17 protein-coding genes and 2 pseudogenes are annotated in these 18,537 nt (G+C 49.6%); 17 read left to right on the top strand and 2 right to left on the bottom strand.

The genetic code is table 11. The features are described from left to right. The 14 genes and pseudogenes from K336_RS18710 to rfbB form a co-directional block, all read left to right on the top strand. A pseudogene (locus K336_RS18710) lies at positions 1 to 324 on the top strand (IS1634 family transposase); the annotation flags it as partial. Positions 325 to 856: 532 nt separating this feature from the next. Then, complete coding sequence (locus tag K336_RS17940; RefSeq protein WP_081660802.1) at positions 857 to 2,212, top strand: GNAT family N-acetyltransferase; 1,356 nt, start codon at positions 857 to 859, stop codon at positions 2,210 to 2,212. 5 nt (positions 2,213 to 2,217) lie between these two features. Beyond that, a complete protein-coding gene (locus tag K336_RS17935; protein WP_081660801.1) occupies positions 2,218 to 3,324 on the top strand; it encodes a DegT/DnrJ/EryC1/StrS family aminotransferase in 1,107 nt (368 codons plus the stop codon). Continuing rightward, a complete protein-coding gene (locus tag K336_RS17930; RefSeq protein ID WP_081660797.1) occupies positions 3,324 to 3,659 on the top strand; it encodes a glycosyltransferase in 336 nt (111 codons plus the stop codon). The genes K336_RS17935 and K336_RS17930 overlap by 1 nt, the downstream gene beginning before the upstream one ends. 2 nt (positions 3,660 to 3,661) lie before the next feature. Beyond that, positions 3,662 to 4,792 carry a glycosyltransferase gene (locus tag K336_RS17925; RefSeq protein ID WP_081660800.1) on the top strand — a complete coding sequence of 377 codons (1,131 nt, stop codon included), beginning with the start codon at positions 3,662 to 3,664 and terminating at the stop codon, positions 4,790 to 4,792. Positions 4,793 to 4,860: 68 nt separating this feature from the next. Further along, a complete protein-coding gene (locus K336_RS18705; RefSeq protein ID WP_162142610.1) occupies positions 4,861 to 5,514 on the top strand; it encodes a class I SAM-dependent methyltransferase in 654 nt (217 codons plus the stop codon). Then, complete coding sequence (locus K336_RS17920) at positions 5,511 to 5,981, top strand: nucleoside 2-deoxyribosyltransferase (RefSeq protein ID WP_162142609.1); 471 nt, start codon at positions 5,511 to 5,513, stop codon at positions 5,979 to 5,981. The genes K336_RS18705 and K336_RS17920 overlap by 4 nt, the downstream gene beginning before the upstream one ends. Continuing rightward, positions 5,965 to 7,149, top strand: coding sequence for a hypothetical protein (locus tag K336_RS18700; protein WP_155945082.1), 1,185 nt, complete (start codon positions 5,965 to 5,967; stop codon positions 7,147 to 7,149). The genes K336_RS17920 and K336_RS18700 overlap by 17 nt, the downstream gene beginning before the upstream one ends. Positions 7,150 to 7,153: 4 nt before the next feature. Continuing rightward, a complete protein-coding gene (locus K336_RS18695; protein WP_155945081.1) occupies positions 7,154 to 8,476 on the top strand; it encodes an NDP-hexose 2,3-dehydratase family protein in 1,323 nt (440 codons plus the stop codon). After that, on the top strand, positions 8,473 to 9,420 hold the full coding sequence (locus K336_RS17910; protein WP_081660795.1) for a Gfo/Idh/MocA family protein: 948 nt from the start codon (positions 8,473 to 8,475) through the stop codon (positions 9,418 to 9,420). Before K336_RS18695 ends, K336_RS17910 begins: the two co-directional genes overlap by 4 nt. Positions 9,421 to 9,603: 183 nt before the next feature. Then, positions 9,604 to 10,221, top strand: coding sequence for an NAD-dependent epimerase/dehydratase family protein (locus tag K336_RS20225; protein WP_411431125.1), 618 nt, complete (start codon positions 9,604 to 9,606; stop codon positions 10,219 to 10,221). Further along, complete coding sequence (gene rfbH, locus K336_RS17905; RefSeq protein ID WP_081660798.1) at positions 10,218 to 11,552, top strand: lipopolysaccharide biosynthesis protein RfbH; 1,335 nt, start codon at positions 10,218 to 10,220, stop codon at positions 11,550 to 11,552. The genes K336_RS20225 and rfbH overlap by 4 nt, the downstream gene beginning before the upstream one ends. A 39-nt stretch (positions 11,553 to 11,591) precedes the next feature. After that, positions 11,592 to 12,353, top strand: a complete 762-nt coding sequence (locus K336_RS17900) for a sugar phosphate nucleotidyltransferase (RefSeq protein ID WP_081660794.1) — start codon at positions 11,592 to 11,594, stop codon at positions 12,351 to 12,353. Positions 12,354 to 12,437: 84 nt separating this feature from the next. Then, complete coding sequence (gene rfbB, locus K336_RS16205) at positions 12,438 to 13,469, top strand: dTDP-glucose 4,6-dehydratase (RefSeq protein WP_043150957.1); 1,032 nt, start codon at positions 12,438 to 12,440, stop codon at positions 13,467 to 13,469. A gap of 112 nt (positions 13,470 to 13,581) precedes the next feature. Here the strand turns inward: rfbB and K336_RS19415 are convergent. Together K336_RS19415 and K336_RS20220 are read right to left on the bottom strand one after the other, a co-directional pair. Further along, positions 13,582 to 14,058, bottom strand: a pseudogene (locus K336_RS19415) (transposase family protein); the annotation flags it as partial. Beyond that, positions 13,940 to 14,272: a helix-turn-helix domain-containing protein gene (locus K336_RS20220; protein ID WP_411431126.1), complete on the bottom strand. Its 333-nt coding sequence runs from the start codon at positions 14,270 to 14,272 to the stop codon at positions 13,940 to 13,942. The pseudogene K336_RS19415 and the gene K336_RS20220, both read right to left, overlap by 119 nt. A gap of 436 nt (positions 14,273 to 14,708) precedes the next feature. Between K336_RS20220 and K336_RS16200 the strand changes: the two genes are divergently transcribed. From K336_RS16200 to K336_RS16195, 3 genes are read left to right on the top strand one after another with little or no spacing between them, the layout of a single operon-like run. Continuing rightward, positions 14,709 to 16,382, top strand: a complete 1,674-nt coding sequence (locus K336_RS16200; protein WP_043150948.1) for an ATP-binding cassette domain-containing protein — start codon at positions 14,709 to 14,711, stop codon at positions 16,380 to 16,382. A 4-nt stretch (positions 16,383 to 16,386) separates the two neighbouring features. Beyond that, positions 16,387 to 16,992, top strand: coding sequence for a TetR/AcrR family transcriptional regulator (locus K336_RS17180; RefSeq protein ID WP_051245733.1), 606 nt, complete (start codon positions 16,387 to 16,389; stop codon positions 16,990 to 16,992). 5 nt (positions 16,993 to 16,997) lie between these two features. Beyond that, on the top strand, positions 16,998 to 18,176 hold the full coding sequence (locus K336_RS16195; protein ID WP_043150955.1) for an MFS transporter: 1,179 nt from the start codon (positions 16,998 to 17,000) through the stop codon (positions 18,174 to 18,176). Positions 18,177 to 18,537 lie beyond the last annotated feature (361 nt).

Here is an 18,537-nt window from a genome sequence, read left to right as displayed (position 1 = left end):
AAGGCCCTCGATCGGGCTCGTCGACTGGTCGGGTTGAAAGACTACGTCACGAACATGCCCGCCACTCGGATCTCCGCTGCGGAAGTTGTCGGCGACTATCACGGGCTCTGGCGAGTCGAGAAATCATTCAGGATGGGCAAGAGCGATCTGAAAGCCCGCCCGATCCTCCATCGCACCCACGAGGAGATCGAAGCCCGCCTCACCATCGTGATGGCCGCACTCGCCGTCTCTCACCGCCTGCAAACAATCACGGGGGAATCCGTCGCCGAAGTCATCGAGACACTCGAACCGATCCACGAGATGAACGTCAACATCGCCGGGTGAACCCTGCACGCCCACGATCGGATCACACCAGCAGCCCAAGACATCCTCGACACCCTCGGCCTCACCTGGCCCCACACTAAAATGACACGAGTCAGGTCAGGGGACGATGGTTGGGGCAGATCCATCACTAGCAGAGTACCCTTCCGCGCTCTCAAGGAATCGAACTAGTCAAGTCTTCATGTAGGGCAGGGGTCTGTCAAAGACGTCCTTGCCGTCACATGTGGCGGCAGTGACACAGCGCTCGGCTTTGCCTACGCCTACGCCAACGAAGACCTCGCTCGACGGCATCCACGTCCACAGTCACTCGTTGCCTCTTGGACCCAGTTACGGCCAGCGCGGGGTCGACGGTCTCGCACCCCGTGACCTTAGACCTCTCAGGCCGCTGCTCTTGACTTCAGAGACCAAGTGTGTCACACTCGTGTTATATATCACACCCGTGATAATTAATCTTGAGCACGCACTAGGATGCACAGAACAGTTTGAGTTGACACTGTTACCGCACCACTAGTCAGCGCTGGAAGGTGGCCAAGTAATGAATGATGACGTCATCATCGAACAGCCCAAAGAGAGCGACATCGAAGCGCTTCGAGGACTGTTCTCAAGAGCACTGGCGCCACACTATGATGGAGACCATGATGCGCACCTTTCTCGCCTAATTGAGGCATATCATGCAGATGGATATGACACCAATGGTTTCAACTCGCTAGCTCAAGTCGGATATGTTGCTCGCCATACGCCCGGAGGACATCCAATCGGCTACATTAATCTTGCTATCAAGCGGCATGGCACAGCGAAGGTGAGCCCACTCATCGTCGACCCCTCAGCTCGTCGTAAAGGCGTTGGAGAAGCCTTGCTGAACACGGCACCCAATAATGTCAGAATGCTATATTGCACAGTCAGTCAAGATAACATAGAGGCCTGTACATTCTTCATTCGGCAAGGATTTGTGAAGGTTGGAGAAATCCATGATCAATACCGTCGTGGAAAGACTGAGCTACTGTTACAGCGTACAAGTTCTCATCATCATTTAAACAACGCGGCCTCATATGAACTTGTTCGCGTATCGGAGCCAAAGCAATGGCGCCAGTTCACGGAAATCTCTGAGTCCATGCACGTGAATCAGCCTCTGCCTACGGTGACAACAGTGACTTATAGTCCACTCCGTACTGAGACAGATCCAATTAATCGTAAAACGAAAACTGCCTATATCTCGGTTTCACCAAACGGTCAGAGTCTTGGCGGGTTCATCTTAAGCAAGAAGAAAGGTGGATCGACCAAACTTTCCACTATCGTCTGGGCTAATGAAGATGCGCTCAGCTATCTCCTAACTGAGCTTACCAAGGTTGATGAGTTTCGGGAAACAGTAGGGCGGGTGTACGTACACGTACCCGCAGAATTAATTAACACACGCATTTTCCAAAAGCACCGATGGCGACTTGATGCGCTCATTCCAGGGCTTCACAACGAACATGAAGTAGCTGCTCAATGGAGCACATCCCCCACTAGTGACAACGTTGCTATTGAGGGAGTAAGTACCTTTATGGAGCCACAAAATTGGACCAACTATCACAGAGCACTGCGCGAGGTAATCACAGCACGGCAGTGGGATGCGTTTGAGACGCCACAGGAACTGCTGGTCTCTTTGATGGCAGAAGTCGGGGAACTTGCTGAAGAGCTTCAATGGAAATCGCGGACATTCACGCGTGACCTAGATAGGGGCCGCATCGGAGCAGAAATTGTTGATATTTATAATTATCTTCTTCGGCTATCTTGGCACATAGATATCAATCTTCTCGAAACAGCATTTTTAAAGCTAGCGCGAATCAAAGAAAAATACCCTTTAGAGAAAGCGCGCGGAACAGCGAAAAAGTACACTGAGCTTGAGTGATACCAATGCGAAGAATCAAGATGTATCAGCCGCGGGTTGCAGCTGAAACTTTACCTCATTTACAGAAAATCTTCGAACAGGGATGGATCGGTCTTGGTCCAGAAACAGCACTATTTGAAAATGAACTCTCTAAACTTCCGGAAGTCGGTGGTCACATTGTTGGAGTGAACAGTGGAACCTCAGCTCTTCGCCTAGCCCTTCATGTCAGCGGAGTCCAACCAGGTACTTCTGTTATCGTGCCTGCAAACACTTTTATTTCGACCGCAGCCGTAGTGGTTCAGCATGGTTGTCGAGTTCTCTTGGCAGATATCGATGTTAATACAGGGAACATCAACGTTGAGCATGTCCGACAGCTTCTCCAAGAGCATAGCGACGTAAAAGCTGTGATCCCTGTCCATTACTCTGGAATACCATGTGAAATAGCCGAAATAAACATGATCGCTGCTGATCGTCAGCTTACGGTCATTGAAGATTGTGCACATGCTATTGGGACGGTCCATCAGATGCGATATCTGCGGGATTACGACAATGTTCGAGCTTATTCATTCCATGCCACGAAAATGATTCCTGTGGGTGAGGGTGGTTGCGTTAGCTTTCCTACCAGTGAAATGGCGGATCGGGCACGGTTACTGAGACGGCTGGGCATCGACTCGTCGCAGGCGAACTGGTCTTCACCTTATGAAATTGAAGAAATTGGTTTCAAGTATAATATGAATGATATAGCAGCTGTTCTTGGTCGTAGTCAGTTGTCCTCGTTAAGTGAACGGATTGAGAGGCGCCGAGAAATCATCACTCGGTATGTTCAAGCTTTTTCATCGACCAATGTCCGGCCAGTTGTTCCTATCCGATCAACCGATAAAACAGGGGCGTTTGCATTTTCAGTACGCGTGGCGGCAAACCTGCGTGATCAAGCACGTCGTCACTTAGCGGGTGTCGGAGTGCAGACCGACGTCTACTTCAAATCCCTTGACTCATTTAGGGTTGGTTTACAAGGCAACGTTCCCGAAGCACGTAGGTTTTCACAAGAAGTGATCAGCCTGCCCGTTCATGACACGCTATGTGATGACGATGTTGATTACATCGTGGACCATCTGATTGGAGCTATAAACTGATGAAGATATTGTATGTCTTCAGTATTTATTTACCTTTGACAGGTGGATGCCAAGATCCTATCGATCAAGCGACACCTTATATGATTTCACGTGGGCACGAAATTCATGTCTTAACCAAACGCTGGCCTCAGGACCTTCCAGATCAACAAACGATTAATGGGGCTATTGTTCACCGCGTTGATTCAGCGATCTTGCCATCAGAACTTAATCGGATGGCCCATGCTGTCAGTCAGGTTGTTCAGGAAGTAAAGCCTGATGCAATTCATGTGATCGGGTTGCGTCGCCCGCTTCCCTTCTTTGCGTTACTCGCAGCACGCTTGCTAAAAATTCCGTAGTTATGACAGTAGGCGGATGGGACATCCCAGATCCAGACGACCCAGAACCAGGGAAAGTCTGGACAAGTGGTAGACATCTGATTCGCAACGCGATGCTTCAGGCCGATCAAGTTAACGCTGCCTCAATCGCTTTAACACGTCTCGTTCGATTAGAATTCCCAGAGCTAGATAACGTTTCTGTCATGCGTGTTGGTATCGATACTCAACTATTTTCAGAAGCATTGCCTACACCCTGGCCTCGTCCTTATGTTCTTTCCTTGAGGCGGCTTGAAGCATCGAAACAAGTCGATCATGTAATTCGCGCCTTTGCAGAACCTCCACTAAATGACAAAGACGTTGACCTACTTATTGCTGGAGACGGCCAACAGGCTGGCAAGCTACAGCGTCTGACTCGTGAGCTCGGCCTAGAGGAGCGAGTGCAGTTTTTCGGAGAAGTCGATATACAGTGCGCAGCGAGCCTCATGAAGGGTGCAACCCTCGCGACGGTTGTCTCGAAGGCTGAAGGTGGTGGGTTAGTCAACGTCGAAGCTCAGGCAGCAGGAACGCCTGTATTAGCAACGCGGGTTGGCGGAATCTCAGAGTATCTTGGCGGCGAAAAAGGTGCCTACTATATCTGTGACACAAATGCAGTCCCACTAGCTTCAGCAATCTGGCGCTGTCTCAGTGACGATACGTTGCGCAATTCTTTGATTACTCACGGGCTCAAGCATGCTAAATCCTTTGAGACTAGATATCTGGTAGAGGGATACGTGGAGGTTTATCGAAGCCTTGCACGGTCAACTCGTAGTCTCAAGTTTAAACCATGGTCCCAGTTAACAAAGAATTTATGGGATGCCTTTCGTGATATCACACGTACAAGCCGACAACGGACTCAAGAGATATCTGTTACCAAGCCACCTGATCTAGACGGACTTGGTAATCCAGCAGATCGGTGGTGGTATACCCGCAGTGAAGTCTTTAACAACAAGACTTGGTCGGTGACTGAGGGACAAGCTATTCGAACGCTCCGAACTGAATATGGGGATGAGGTTGTGCGTGGTGTTCTCGCAGAGGCAGCCGAGTGGGGCAGAACTGAAGCCTCGGAATTATCCGTTTACGCCGAATCGATGCAGGAAGAGGTAGGGGCTTCTTGAGGTCTGAAGAATTTTACGATCAGCTCAGTAATAATTACAGTTCCCTCCATGGAGTCAGTAAACACTACTTGGCCGCTATTGATCGAGTTGTAGCAAGCCACATCGATGGCGCTCGTAGTTGGCTTGACGTGGGGACAGGTGACGGACTCCGCGCAGCCTCAATTGTGGATTCATTACACCGTCCACCGCGCTCTATTACTCTTTGTGACAGCAGTCTTGGCATGGTCAAGACTGCAAGACAACATCTGCCCTCAAGACGGGTGGTGCGGTGGACTTTGGAGGAGGATCCTCCTTTTGTAGCTAATGAATCCTTCCAATTCATCACTCTATTAGGCAATGTACTTGGTCATATCCATCCTCAGACTGCTCGACTCAACCAGCTTACGATTCTTCATCAATTGATGGATGATGACGGCATATTACTACTCGATTTTAATAATCGTTGGAATGTGCGCGCATATGGGACGTGGAACGCTGGGATTAATATCCTCAGAGATTTGGTACATCAACCTCGCGCAACATTCACTGTAACTAAATCGATCAATGGAGAACTGATATCGACTCCGGTTTACATCGGATCAGTAAAGGAATATCGAACTCTACTTAATATATCGGAGTTTAATATCGATCGAATCATTTATTTCAATTATGCATCAGGTAAATCTGAATGGGTTTTAACGGGGCAAGGATTCATCGAAGCATCCAAAAAGGAGGGGTCGTGAAAGTATTCGTTGCTGCACCATTCAGTTCCATGATTAATTCTCAAGGCTTTTTCATGAAACAATATCGTGAACGCTTGAGTCAATTGCACAAAAGTATCGAAGAATCTGGTCATTCAGTTTTTGCATCTCAGCGAAATGAAAACTGGGGCAATGCTCCCTTGAAGCCTGAAGAGTATGTTTCAATTGATTACCACGAACTCTCATTTAGTGATGTTGTTGTTGCAGTGCTTGGCGCAAGACCGTCCTTAGGGGTCTGCATCGAGTTGGGTTGGGCATCTGCTTTAGGTATCCCGATTATCGTTGTTGGCAAACGTGTTTCCGCTTCAACGATGATCTCTGGGCTCCACAGAGTTTCCAAGGTCAACTATATCCCGGCAGACCTTGAGGATTCGAAATTACCAATTCCAATACTCTTCAACCAGATTGAAAAATATCTACACGGAGAGCGCTGTGATGCAGACACATGAAGTTTCCCCGCATGCCGTTGACTACTTTATCACGGTTTCCAGCGTCGATTTTGGATGGGGTGGTAGTGGAGCGCTTGGCTCTATCATAACGGCATATCTTAGCAGGTGGAGTGACACTAAAATAGGAATTGTAGGTTCCGAACTCGGAAGAAATATCCTTAAACCAGAGGTCACGGCTGTTACCACGACTTCACTCAGTGACCTAGTTGCGGGAGGAAATCGTCCGCATCTACATCTGTCAGTTCTAGATGCTGAATCAGCTAAAGTTGCTGCTGCCATGGGCATTCGGAGCGTATTCGTGGACCTTCTCCCATTTTTGTGGGGAAAAGAGCAGCGAAAATGGGTGCCAAAAGATGTTGATCGATATCTTTACCAAGACATCGCTGGTATGGATCGAATATCTCCGATAGTACCATCCCATGCCATCCCCATCGAGGCAATCATCGATCCTAAAAGATGCCAACGGATGGAGTCTTCGGGTAAAGAACAGCGGGAGGAATACGCGCTACTCATTCTCGGTGGACTTCTTAGTCCTCAACAAAAAGATAGGGACGGATATGTGCGAGCCATCACATCCTCCGTTGTTCAAGCAATTCGGTTCCGCGGGTATCATAAACTCAAGATTATCGGTAATTTGTCACCGACAGCAACAAATTCTGTCAGTAAGATCTGCGCTGCTAACAAGATTGCTTGTTGGGCAGGCTATGTCACCACGACCGAGTTTGGCGCACTTGTTGATAAGGCAGCGCTTGTTCTTGGCCAACCTGGGCTTATGACACTTCTCGAGGTGAGCGCATCCGGGCGCCCCTTCGTCCGTCTGCCACCTCAGAATGTGGCTGGGTTCGTTCAGACAACAGGGTTTAACAGGATACAGGGAGAGATAGCTTCAGTGTCATGGCCTGAAGGTGTCATTGATCATGATTACCTTGAATACCTACGAGCCGAGGGCGAATCAGTAGCAAACGCATATTGCTATGCCGTGCTTAATTCCTTCACTGCTGGATTAGCCTGGGATAATAATATTCTCTACGATGAGGTTTTGCAGGCCATAGACGACGCGTTGGCTATACCTAGTATAATTCGACGAAATTTCGCCTCCCGTACGGGTGACCGTGGCGCAGAGCAGGTTGCTCAATACGTACGTCAGGAAATCTGTAAGGCGATGTGATCAAATGAAATTCATCAAAACAATCAGTGAACTGAAGACCATATGTAATCATCAGCGTGAAATAATTCCAACATCAACAACATTAATCGACCTGCGGCAACTCCGAAAATGGCACCTATCTGCTAAAGGCGCAATTGAACATGAGACTGGGCGTTTTTTTCAGATCATGGGCGCCGAAGCTATGACCAGCCCAGTTACGACAGGCCCGCGCCGGCATCCAATGGTATATCAGCCCGAAATCGGCATGCTCTGCCTTTTTCTGACTAGGACTGATGACGAACTTCACGGACTAATCGTATTTAAATACGAACCCGGCACGCCGCAGGGAATAGAAGTAGCGCCGAGTTTCCAGGCAACTAAAAGCAATTATGAAAGGGTCCATGGAGGATACGTCGTACCAGGTCATGCGATCGTGTTTTCAAACCAGATGCCAATTATTGCCGATGCTCTTCAGCGAGAGCAAGAAGCATGGTTTCTCGGTAAAGTTAACAGAAATCGTGTCATCACTGTCTCGACGCATCTCGCTGAAAAGATCAATTACGAGATCCCAAATTCGTTTTGGGTTCCGTTGCATACGTTGATAGCCGGATTACTCATCGATAATTTAATTAATATGGATTTGCGATCCATCTTATCAATGGTCGCCATCGAAAATACCATCGGTTGCTTTCATGCACCGGAACGGGCTCGATTATCGGCCGATGCCATTCGTTCGCGATTGGGTGACCCTGTTATTATCAGGCAACGCTCTCTCTTAGATCTACCTGGGTGGACTTTGAATTCGTCATTGGAAAGCTACCACTGTCCTTCCGCGCGCATCATTGGACGCCGCATCCATATGGCCACACGCGAAGTTCCTGAATGGGATCAACCATTCCTTTCCCCGAGTGCGGTAGCATGCTGCACACTCATTGCTCGCCGAGATGAATCTGGACGCAGTTGGGAAGTTGCGCTTGTTCCTCGATGTCGACTTGGTTCTACTCGAGGGTGGACTCTTGAAGCCACTATCCAGAACCATTATGACCCTCCTGAAGGCGTACATGGTTCTTCAGAGGAGTACCTGGGTGGACTGAAAAGCGCTGGCCAGCATGTTGTCACAGTCCAACATGCTGAGGAAGGCGGACGTTTTTACCATGCCCAGACGCGCTACAGGCTAATTTTCGTGGAAAGAAATCATCATACGTTTGTTCCGGGGCATTGGCACTGGATTCATTTGGATGTCGTTCATGAACTTATTGCTAGGGGTGACTGTGTAAGTGTCGAAGCCCGAACATGTATTGCCATGTTAGCTGCGTTTATCTTATCTCAAGAAAGTAATTACAAATGATTGGCGCGATTGGATATTCGGAATATTTAGTTCGCCGCACGGCGTCGTTGCTTCGTAATATAAATGGGACACCAAGAGAGCCCCTCCTCGTTGGCACAGACCATTCAGCAACTTCAATTGATACAGATTTTATAACGACGACGAAAAAAGAAGTATTGGAGAATAAAAAAATCCACATCGTCTATGTCTCAAGCGCCACAGGGAATCATTATCAGGACTGTGTCGCCGCTCTCGATCATGGCAAGCACGTACTCGTCGAGAAACCGATTTGCCTAGGTGTTAAAGAGCTGATGAAGATTGAAGCTATCGCCCAGCGGCACAATCTCATTGTGGCTGAATGCTTAAGCTATTCCTTCCACCCCCGGTGGCGTCACATGCTAAGCGAGTTCAATATGTATTATCAGCAAGAAAATGTTCATCTACGTGCGGTATTCACCATACCCCATCGATCAGCTGATGATTTTCGTTATCGCCCTGAACACGGTGGTATCGCTGCTGACCTGGGAACTTATATCATAGATAGTTTTCTTCAAGCTGGTATCAAACAAAGTCAACTCGAATCGTCATCTGGGATAATCGACGCCGATAGCCATTCGGGATACATTCGCACGGGTGGAGAACCAAGTGGTGAAGCCCATTGGGCTATTGGTGAAATATACCAAAATACCTTCACTGTGATTGGAAAATCATTCCAGATGAACTTGAAACGCGCTTTTTCGCCTCCCGTGGACCAAGCAACAACACTGACGACTACACGCGTCAATAATAATAGTGATCCCACTGAATTAGAATTCTCACCTTGCAACGCAACTCAACTGTGTCTGGACAATGCGCTGAACGAAATTAGGAGTCACCGTATTGGAGTTGTCGGCGCTCCTCGAATTCGTAGGCGAATAGGCATCATGGAGCGCATCATCCGGGAAGGATTTGTAGCTTATGAGTAAGCTCCTTATCGTGGGCCATCGAGGATTCGCCGGCAGTTCCATTTATGAAGCAGCGCGGAAGCAGTACTGCGTGGAGGGTATCTCATCGAATGAGTGCGAGCAGATACACGAGCAAATTACGACCTCGTCATCAATGCTGGTGGACGCATCTGGGGTGATATAACGGTTGTTAGACAAGCTCTCATGTCATCCGCTCGCACAGCGATTTTACATGCTCGCAGTTCGCATTGTCCGATCCTGCATATCGGGTCAGCTGTTGAGTATGGTGCGCGTTCGACCCCCACGTTATTAGCTGAAAATGATGATTTGTATCCAAAATCTGAGTACGCCGAAGCGAAGATTCGTTCTTGGCATTGGATTAAAGCCGAAGCTAGTCATGGCGCATTTTCTCTCCGTTCATCGCTAATCTTGTCTCCATCTATAAGCCATCAGAGTCTGCTTGGAAAAGTAAGGAATACCGCCTTATTCAATAAGGATTTGTTTCCAGTTTCTCCCTCAATACTTGCTATGAAGCGAAATCCAATCCATATTCAGGATTTTGTATCTGCTGTGCTAGCTGTGACTCGTTGTCTTCTGACTGACGGGACAGTCAGACTTCCCACGGTACTTAACTGTGGCGGTGACGAAGCCCTACGTGTATGTGACCTGGCTAATCAAGTACTTACGTTTGTCAAGTTCCCATTCAAATATGACTGTCCTACTAAAACATCACAGTACGAACTTGTTTCCTCGCGCCAACTTAAGTCTCACACCGGCTGGAATCCCACACACTCAATTCGAAATGGAGATTGGCTGATATGACACACGTTAACAATTTTGAGTACAGTCGGATTGCTGAAATTCAATCGCAGATTCGACACCTTACAGCTGAGTATCATGATTTAACCAAAGACAGAGCAACACGTCATCGCAGACCCGAATTCAAGATGCCAGCGGGGGCATGTTTCGATGACCGTGATCGAACAGAAGCGGTAATGGCGGCTCTTGATCTTGAACTCACCGGCGGTCGATCTGTCGTAGAATTTGAGCGTGGTCTTTCAGAAAAAATTAAGATGCGCTCGTCAATTGCCTGTAACTCAGGATCATCGGCTAATCTTCTGGCATTCGCCACGTTGTGTGACCCATCGCTGGATAACCATATTAAGAAGGGTGCTGAAGTCATAACGAGCGCAGTGGAGTTTCCTACCACCGTTGCCCCGATCCTGCAGTATGGTTGCGTCCCAGTCGTTGTAGACGTGGAGCCTCAGATAGGAAACCTAAACCTAGATGCTCTGGAAGAAGCAGTGAGTTCACGAACACAAGCAATAATGTCAGCACATACTTTGGGTAGTCCGTTCAGAGCAGATCACGTTAGAGAGTTTGCAGATTTAAATAACTTATGGTTCATTGAAGATAATTGCGATTCACTAGGGGCTACAGTTGCTGAACGACCAGCAGGTTCATTTGGGCACTTATCAACCTTAAGTTTTTATCCTGCTCATCACATCACTAGTGGGGAAGGCGGGTGCGTTAGTGCTCAATCAGTTCAGACTGCAACGATCGTCCGTTCCCTCCGTGATTGGGGTCGAGATTGTTGGTGTTCGCCGGGCGAAGATAATCGCTGCATGAGTCGATTCGACTGGCGGTTACCTGGACTTCCTGATGGGTTCGATCATAAGTACGTCTTCACGCGCGTTGGTTTCAACCTGAAGATGTCTGATCTCCAAGCGCGAGTCTTAATGTCACAGCTACAAAAGGTCGACACTTTTACAGAAAGGCGAAATCGCAACTGGGAAATACTCTATTCATATCTGCATGATTGCCGAGGTGTTATTTTGTTCACGAATGCCGAGGGAACGCGTCCCTCATGGTTCGGTTTTACCTTTATGCTCACTAATCACTCTAAGCTAAGTCGACGTCAATTACAGATAGCGCTTGAGCAGTCTGGGATCGGTAGTCGGGTCGTGTTCGCTGGCAATATCACAGCGCAACCCATGTTTCGAGGACGTCAGATGCGCATAATTGGTGATCTTCCTGTAGCAAACAGAATTGCTCGGGATGCACTCTGGGTTGGTGTTTATCCAGGGCTCAGTGAAGAAGACATGCATTACATGGGCTGTCGCATTCGTAGCCTAATTACAGAAGGAAATTAAGCTGAACCGATCGAATTATTTTGAGGAAGGTGGCGCAATATGACGCGCAGAGCAGGAATCATTCTTGCTGGAGGATCCGGGAGCCGCATGAGCCCCATCACTGACAAGGTTAATAAACACCTTCTCCCTGTTTACGATAAGCCAGTCATCAGTTACCCACTCGAAGTTATGCGCGTGCTTGACGTAGACCAAGCTGTAATCGTATGCAATGAGCGAGATCAAGCTTCATATGCCGATGCTAGCGACTGGCTAGGTTTCTGGGATCTCCAGATTTCTACGGCGGTCCAGCCGAAACCGGACGGTCTAGCTAGTGCCGTTTACACTGCTAGGTCCGCCTTTGGCGGCGAAAGTTTTGACCAATATATCGTCTCGGTTGGTGACGGTGTGTACGTGACAGGCTTGGATCAAGTTATCGGCATAGAACGACGTGCAAAACCGGAACAAGCCCTTGCTTGGGTCGTCATCAAAGAACATTCACATCCGCAGGACTTTGGGGTCGTCGCTATCGACGCCAAAGACAACGTCACTGCAATTGTTGAGAAGCCGAACTCTCCGCCATCATCATTCGTCTGTACAGGACTTTATATCTTTGACGTTTCGCTTTTCTCCCGGATAGACAAGTTGACCTATAGTGCACGAGGTGAACTCGAGATGTCTGATCTTCTTGAATCTTATCTTGGTCAAAATCAACTGCGAGCCATCGCCCTTCCAGATGACGTTCTCTGGTTTGATGTTGGAACACCAGATCGGCTGCTTGACGCATCCATAGCGAGGCGGGAATCATTAATGTCAAATAAATAATTATCAGACATCTGAACAGTCGCGCTGTTGTGTGTACTATTAACTTCGATTCAACGTGTAATAATCTCGGAAGGATGATTTTGTATGACGAAAATCATTCAATCTGACCGCTCCCAGACTGTTGTCGTCGCAGGAGGAGCAGGATTTATCGGTTCGAATTTTATTCGAACGGTGATTGAGATAACACAGTGGTCAGTCATTGTAATTGATAAACTCACCTATGCTGGAAACCTTTTGAACCTCGATGGACTACCTAGTGACCGCGTCAGGTTCGTTGTTGGTGACGTTTGTGATAAGGAGCTCGTTGACTCCATCGCAAAAAATGCAGATGCAATTGTAAATTTTGCAGCTGAATCCCACAATGATCGTTCTCTTTATGCTGCAGGACCGTTTCTCAAAACAAATGTTGAAGGAACGTTTGTGCTTATTGAAGCTGCACGTAGATTTCACATCCGCTATCATCATGTATCAACGGATGAAGTCTACGGTGATTTGCCAATAGAAACTGACACCTCATTCACTTTAGCCAGTCCTTACCGCCCATCTAGTCCATATTCGGCGACTAAGGCGGCCGCAGATCATCTAGTGTCCGCTTGGGTGAGATCATTTGGTGTTCAAGCAACAACCAGTATCTGTGTCAACAATTATGGTCCTTATCAACATATTGAGAAATTCATTCCTCGCCAAATTACAAACCTTTTGACGACAAGACGTCCGAAACTTTACGGCACCGGTAGAAATGTACGCGAGTGGCTTCACGTCTACGATCATGTCTTTGGGATTATGAAAATCCTTACCTCTGGACAGATAGGGAAATCATACCTGTTGTCTAGTGGACTAGGATTGAGTAATATAGACGTTTTACGACTCATTTTAGAAATAATGGAATTTCCTGAAGATTACTTCGATTGTGTCATCGACCGGCCAGGGCATGACAGGAGGTATGCACTTGACTCGACGTCGACAAAAAGCGAATTGAACTGGTCGCCACGGTATTCTGATTTCAGGGCAGGCCTGAAGGATACAATCCAATGGTATAAAGAAAACGTCGACTGGTGGATTGAGAATAAACGTAATGTTGAAGAACAGTATGCGCGACGTGAAGCTAGCAGCTAACTAAATCGTTGAATCTGATGTTGGTTGTTATGCGGCGACGCTTCCTCCTTTTCTGAATTGTCCGAGAATATTTCTTCCTGAAATTCTGGATCGTTTGACTGTCGCATTATAATCAGCTTAGCTTATATGTTAAGAAGGCTATGCAAAACTGTTTTTGTAGGATTCTAGTGCGATGATTGTTATGACGGTTTCTGGGAAGGTGTGCAAGGGTCTGCGGTAGCCGGTATGGAGTATTCGTCAGGGTTTGAGGCTGGGGGATTGCTCGTTCGACTGGGGCGCGTAGCTTGTTGATGGTTTTGTTGTACTGTTTCTGGTTTTCTGTTAGTTCACTGCCCACGGGTTTTCGTTCCGGGGTGATCATGCCCAGTCCGGTGTAGCCCCTGTCGGCTACTGGTGGGGTGTTGGGGAAGTGTTCGAGCAGGCCGGTGAGTCGGATGACCTTCGCGTTCTAGGTGGCGCCTGGGGCCGGGTCAGACACCCGGGCCAGACGTCCGGTCAGGTCGCAGGCGACTTGGAGGTTGAGGCCGGTGTGGTGGTGTTTTCCGGAGTACAGGCCGGGCTGGTTCTTCCAGTTCCAGCAGGTCACGAGGGTGCCGTCGACGATGACGAGGGTGCCGTCGACGATGAGGGGTCTGGGAGGGGTCCAGGTCTTCCACGGTGGGGATGAAATCTTTAAGGGCCTCGGCGAGGCGGGGTGTCCACCGGTTGATCACCCGGGAGATGGAGGATTGGCACACGCCGAAGGATTCGGCGAGTTCTGTCTGGGTGCGGTTGCTGCGGTGGTAGACGAAGGTGGCCCTGATTTCTTCGGACTAGCTCATTGCAGGCGGGCGTCCGGTTTCCTGCAGGGTGCTAGGGTAATTGTGGGTCGGGATCTGGTGGAGAGCTGCCATTGCGGCCACGGAGAAACCTGTTGTATGTTACCCGTGAGGGCCTGTCCTGAGATTATCGAGTATTTGGCAACCCAATTATCTCTGTGGTAGGCCTTCCCTTGTATTCTGACACTCCGACAAGAACAGCAACAACCCCATCAAAACAAAGAGTTTTGCATAACCCTCCATAGTTGATAACTTAAGTTCTAGCTCTGAACAGACAAGCTCTTTCTCTTGTTCTTCTGGATTTCCTTACGTGGGCGTCGAAGCGGAGGTGGTGTAGGTCGGGCCGGTCGGATCCGTATGTGTGGTACTCATTTGATGGCCACCTGGGCGTTACCTATCACAGATGTGATACCATATCTGTATGGCACACTTGAATCTCGCGTCTGTGACGTATGCGCTTGCAGACGGGCGCCTCTTGCTACAGGATGTGTCGCTCGCTGTGGGTATGAGTGAGCGAGTCGCTCTGATTGGCGCGAACGGGGCTGGGAAAAGCACCCTTCTTCGGATTATTTCCGGCGACCTTGCGCCAAATTCTGGCAGAATATCCCGTGCTGGAAGCATGGGTTTTATGCGTCAGTTCGTTACTGGAGAAACCGTGAATGATCTCTTGCTCTCGTTTGCCCCACGGGGGATTCGTGACGCAGCGGCACGGCTTGTGCGGGCTGAGGCCATGATGCATGAGCGGGGTACGTTCCAGTCACAGATGGCGTTCGCCTCGGCGGTTACAGCTTGGGGTGAAGCTGGCGGTTATGACATCGAGGTGTTGTGGGATGTTTGCACAGTAGCCGCTCTCGGTGTGCCGTTCGAACGTTGTCGTAACCGCCTGTTGTCCACACTGTCGGGCGGCGAACAGAAACGACTCGCGTTAGAGGCGCTGCTGCGTGGCCAAGATGACCTGTTGCTGCTGGATGAACCTGATAACTCCTTGGACGTGCCAAGTAAACTTTGGCTTGAAGAACAGTTGCGTGCAACAAACAAGGGCGTCCTGTATGTGAGTCATGATCGCGAACTGCTGGCCCAAACGGCGACCTCGATCGTGACACTAGAACTAAACGCAGCGGGCAACACTGCTTGGACACATCCAGGCGCGTTCGATACCTATCACCGTTCAAGAGAGAAGCGGTTTGATAGGTTGGATGAACTGCGTCGTCGCTGGGACGAAGAGCACACAAAGCTGCGCTCGCTCATGCTTACGTACAAGCAGAAAGCTGCCTACAATTCTAAGATGGCGTCAAGGTACCGGGCGGCGCAAACACGATTGATTCGGTTTGAGGAAGCTGGCCCCCCACAAGAGCAGCCTCGTAAGCAACGTTTAGAAATGCGGTTGCGAGGCGGGCGTACTGGGAAACGCGTATTGATCTGCGAAGCGCTCGAGCTAACGGGGCTCATACATCCCTTCGATTTCGAAGCGATTTTCGGTGATCGAGTTGCAGTGCTCGGCTCGAATGGTTCAGGGAAGTCGCACTTTCTGCGCTTACTCGCTGCCGGAGGGACCAACCCTGAGGCCGGACAAGAACCGGTTGTCGTTTCAAGTATCAACCCCGTAAAACACACAGGTTTTGCGCGACTCGGAGCAAGGGTGCGTCCGGGGTGGTTTGCTCAAAACCGAAGCAGGCCTGACCTTGCAGGACGCACATTGTTAGATATTTTACACCGGGGTGATGAGTATCGTCAAGGATTATCGCGAGAAGATGCGTCACGGGCTATGGCTCGTTATGAACTAGCCGAGTCCGCTGAGCAGCAGTTTGACTCGCTGTCAGGTGGGCAGCAAGCTCGATTCCAAGTGCTTCTACTAGAACTCAGCGGGGCTACAATGCTCTTACTGGATGAGCCAACCGACAATCTTGATCTTGTCTCTGCCGAGTCCCTCCAACAGGCACTTAACACGTTCGAAGGAACCGTGTTTGCCGTGACCCATGATCGCTGGTTCGCACGCGATTTTGACCATTTCTTGGTCTTTGGAGCTAGCGGAGAGGTCTATGAGAGTACTGAGCCTGTTTGGGGTGAATCCAAGACCGTCAAGAGGAGGACGTGAACTTATGCCCGCTCGAATTGATCCAGAACAGCGCCGTCAACACGTCATTGAGGCGGCTTTCCGTCTCGTGGTAACCGATGGGATTGATGACGTGTCGCTGAGGAAGGTTGCTGACGAATCTAGTCTGAACATTGGCTCAGTGCGACACTACTTCAACGGTCGCCACGACCTGCTCACAGCAGCTGCAGAGGAGGCGGGCTCCCGTATGGGTCGCCGCCTTGCCAGTCATCCAGTTGATGGGTTACACGGGCTCACGGGAGAGGCGGCACTCAATGCTTTGCAAGCACTGGTTGAGACGGTCATGCCAGTCGATAAGCCACGGCGCGATGAGGCAATCGTCGTCGTCGAACTTGTCATGGCATCCCGGACAAAGACGGTGTTCCGTGAAATATCAAAGCGCATGGCTGCCGACCTTGCTATGGTCTTGCGCGACGCACTTGAAGCACTGCGCGTGCCTGACGCTGACCTAGCCTCAGCACAACTTGCCGCGGTAATCGGCGGGTTGACTCTTGACACAGTGACTCCTCACGGAGGTTTGAGCGTTGAACGCCTCCGAACGGTTCTGCGTGCTCACCTACGTATGTTGCTCACCAATGCGGAGCATGGATGATGCGCATGCCAACATGGGTGTTTACGCTGCTCGTTGCCATTTTCGTTCTCTACACCGACGACTACGTGATTGCAGGAATTTTACCTGAACTTGCCGTCGAACTGCATGTTACAGAAGGTCATGCTGGACAATTAGTCACCGTGTTTTCTCTAACTTTCGCTCTTGCTGCACCGATTGCGGCTGTCGTCTTCGCGAACATGTCACGTCGCAAATTATTCACGATCGCATTGTTAGCCTTCATCGCCTCTAACATCACTGCTACGACCACTAATTCTTTTGTCGCACTGACGGCGTTGCGCGCTATCGCTGCGCTGGCGGCAGCAACTATAACACCAGCGTTATTTGCGTTTACGACCCAACATGCGCCAGCCCACCAAGTCGGTAGATATACTGCCATGGTCTCACTTGGCGTCACAGGATCGATTGCGGCAGGAGTTCCTCTCGGAACGTGGATCGGTGGCGTACTCGGCTGGCGTGCCACCTTTGCAACAATGGCTTTCGCTGGAACCGTAACTCTCCTTCTCGTACGCACTACTTTGCCACGGCCAGAGGGCAACCAAAAGGTGCCACAGCTGGTCGAACAACTCCGCGTACTGCGAAAGGCTCCGATTTCTCTCGGCTTGTTAGCAAACTGTCTTCTCATGACAGGTTCAATGATGATGTTAACCTACCTTTCTCCATATCTGGTCTCAACAGCGGAAGTCGGTGTAGAGGAACGAGCAATAGCCTTCAGCCTCTCCGGGATTGCAGGTATTGTGGGAATCTGGCTCGGTGGAATCGCAACGGATCGCCTAGGTTCAGACTCAACTTTGCTAATCGGTGTCGGAACAATTATGGGTACAATGCTTGTTCTTTGGGTATTCTGGATCACCAGACCCTCCCCTCTACCGGCAGTGTTGGGGGTGGTGACCCTATGGGGTGGTATGGCTTTCTGGAACTCTCCTGCTATCCAAACCCGGCTGCATCAACTCGCTGGTCCAGTTTCAGGGCATGCGCTAGCTATCAATACCTCTGGCACCTATCTTGGCGTCTCCATGGGGGCTGCGGCAGGGGGTGCTGTGCTTACTCATGGCGGACCAGGTCTTCTACCTCTTACTGCTGCGGGGTTTGCCACGGCGGCGTTGATTCTGCTCCTCGTCGCTCCGAGTCGGACTCGAGAAGTCACAACAATTGACTACCCGTAATCAAGTGGCTCTGTAAATTCTATCCGGTTTATTGTATAGGTGACAGTTCTTATTATCGGGTATTGGCTGTGTCGGATCAAGTGCAGATGAGGCACATTACATATGGAGACAAACTAACTCCTCGCATTCTTATATAGAGTTATCTGAGGCATTGGAAACCCGGAGGCTAGCTTTAGGTGCGCGGGATGGTTTGGGGCTAGTGTTTTGGGGCTATGGCTGACATGAAACGAAACCGTATTTTTCGTGGATTTCCTGTGCTGTTCCGGATATGATTGGAGCATGCAGGTTGAGGTCACCCCGGAAGAAACCGCCGTCCTGATCAGGTGGAAGAAGCGTTCCGACAATCATGTGCTGGTTCGGA

It is taken from the genome of Propionibacterium acidifaciens DSM 21887, assembly GCF_000426605.1.
GTDB lineage: Bacteria > Actinomycetota > Actinomycetes > Propionibacteriales > Propionibacteriaceae > Propionibacterium > Propionibacterium acidifaciens.
The sequence above is the reverse complement of the archived record's forward strand: the minus strand, read 5'-3'. Positions and strand labels throughout refer to the sequence as shown.

Bases quoted from the DNA above. Each gene is read 5' to 3' on its own strand.
- K336_RS17940 (WP_081660802.1), top strand. From the start codon at position 857: ATGAATGATGACGTCATCATCGAACAGCCCAAAGAGAGCGACATCGAA.
- K336_RS17935 (WP_081660801.1), top strand. From the start codon at position 2,218: ATGCGAAGAATCAAGATGTATCAGCCGCGGGTTGCAGCTGAAACTTTA.
- K336_RS17930 (WP_081660797.1), top strand. From the start codon at position 3,324: ATGAAGATATTGTATGTCTTCAGTATTTATTTACCTTTGACAGGTGGA.
- K336_RS17925 (WP_081660800.1), top strand. From the start codon at position 3,662: ATGACAGTAGGCGGATGGGACATCCCAGATCCAGACGACCCAGAACCA.
- K336_RS18695 (WP_155945081.1), top strand. From the start codon at position 7,154: ATGAAATTCATCAAAACAATCAGTGAACTGAAGACCATATGTAATCAT.
- K336_RS17910 (WP_081660795.1), top strand. From the start codon at position 8,473: ATGATTGGCGCGATTGGATATTCGGAATATTTAGTTCGCCGCACGGCG.
- K336_RS20225 (WP_411431125.1), top strand. From the start codon at position 9,604: ATGTCATCCGCTCGCACAGCGATTTTACATGCTCGCAGTTCGCATTGT.
- rfbH (WP_081660798.1), top strand. From the start codon at position 10,218: ATGACACACGTTAACAATTTTGAGTACAGTCGGATTGCTGAAATTCAA.
- K336_RS17900 (WP_081660794.1), top strand. From the start codon at position 11,592: ATGACGCGCAGAGCAGGAATCATTCTTGCTGGAGGATCCGGGAGCCGC.
- rfbB (WP_043150957.1), top strand. From the start codon at position 12,438: ATGACGAAAATCATTCAATCTGACCGCTCCCAGACTGTTGTCGTCGCA.
- K336_RS16200 (WP_043150948.1), top strand. From the start codon at position 14,709: ATGGCACACTTGAATCTCGCGTCTGTGACGTATGCGCTTGCAGACGGG.
- K336_RS17180 (WP_051245733.1), top strand. From the start codon at position 16,387: ATGCCCGCTCGAATTGATCCAGAACAGCGCCGTCAACACGTCATTGAG.
- K336_RS16195 (WP_043150955.1), top strand. From the start codon at position 16,998: ATGCCAACATGGGTGTTTACGCTGCTCGTTGCCATTTTCGTTCTCTAC.